Source organism: Moorena sp. SIO3I8 (assembly GCF_010692325.1).
Taxonomy (GTDB): Bacteria; Cyanobacteriota; Cyanobacteriia; order Cyanobacteriales; family Coleofasciculaceae; genus Moorena.
The window spans coordinates 1-1479 of record NZ_JAAHHW010000379.1 but is presented as its reverse complement, the minus strand read 5'-3'; the positions used below and the strand labels follow the sequence as shown (position 1 = coordinate 1479).

The 1479-nt window shown below is 42.7% G+C and carries 1 protein-coding gene and 1 pseudogene; both read left to right on the top strand.

The features are described 5' to 3' along the window. Positions 1–460: 460 nt before the first annotated feature. Positions 461–724 (top strand): hypothetical protein, encoded by a 264-nt coding sequence (locus tag F6K51_RS37160; protein ID WP_075896879.1) that lies wholly within the window; start codon positions 461–463, stop codon positions 722–724. Between the two features lie 262 nt (positions 725–986). Next, a pseudogene (locus F6K51_RS37155) lies at positions 987–1476 on the top strand (Uma2 family endonuclease); the annotation flags it as partial. Positions 1477–1479 lie beyond the last annotated feature (3 nt).

Below are 1479 nucleotides of genomic sequence, written 5' to 3'. Positions count from 1 at the left end.
TATCAGTCACATGCTCCCCCTATTACCTATTACCTATTACCCATTACCTATTACCTATTACCCATTACCTATTACCTTAGTACAAATGTTATGCATAAGTGACATGCTCCATTATTTACCATTGTTTTAGCTGAGATTTAATAATATTGAAAACTACAAAAATAAGCGTTATATAGCGTTTATCGCAGTTATGAGGTACAGTCTTCTTTGACATTGATTCCCTGTTAGGTGCGCTCTTACCATTAAGAATTAAATTCGCCACGGGTCGCACCTCTTGATGCAGCGCATTGCTATTCCCTATTCCCTATTCCCTCTTCTCTGTTCCCTGCTCCCTGCTCCCTTGCTATATTGACTTTGACCATTGACAATCAAAAATTAACAATTAACAAGTGATGAGTTAGCTCAATAATAAGTATTCAACTGGACTTGAGATCAGCAGTTTATTAACCACAAGGATTTCATGGCTACATCTCCCCTTTCCCCTCGTTTGTTGAGAGGGGCAATAGTCGCTCTAGACCCTGCTAACCCCCTAGCTAGTGTGATTATTTTCCAGTACAATCCGGAGACCATGACGCGATCGCTTACGCCCCGGACAGCAGGAGCGGATTTGTCTGCACAGGGTAAATCTGACCTAGACCCTACTGAAGCAAGTGGCATTGCGATGCTCGGTACGAGCCGCTACGGGATTGACCTTTGGTCACGCTACGCGATCGCATCTTACTAATCGGACTAAATATAGCAGTCGAAGTAAAGGTTAAGACATATTTCTGTTCCCAGATCCGCTGTTCCCTGTTCCCTTTTCTATAACAACTATTCCGATACTGTCCTATAAAATTTTACTACTAATAGAATAACTAGTGTAGCAACTCTTATACCATAGTTTGGTCAAAAAATACATAACCAAGTGCTAGTTTTTTTTGCGAGTTTCAACGATACCGTAGCGATGGGCGTTATCGTTGAGTAGGTGATACCACCAAAGAGAAACTATGTCTAAAACCATGACCTCTGCTGTTGTGCCTAATACTCCTGTACCGCCAACCCAATATGAACTTCCCTGTGATGACGGTATTCCCATGGAAACGGAACGACATAAACTTCAGATGGAATTGCTGATTGATCCGTTATACCCTTGGTTAGCCCAGTGGGAAGATGGCTATGTTGGGGGTAATATGTTTCTTCATTTCAGTGCAGCACAAATTAGGAATCAAGACTTCCGTGTCTTGATGCAGTCGCTCATGGGGGAAACCCCCAAGACCGCGCTGCATCGCTTCGCGAAGCGTGGCCTACGGCCTTGGTCCGGATGTATTTGTAGTGCTTGGAGTTCCCAAAGTCGAACGACTAAGTTGGGTAGTTTGGGAAGAAGGTAAAGCACCTGATGTCATCATTGAGCTAATTTATGATAGTACAGCTAACACCGATAAAACTACTAAAAAAGTAGTCTATCAAGACCAAGTCAGAGTACCAGAATATTTTTGGTAA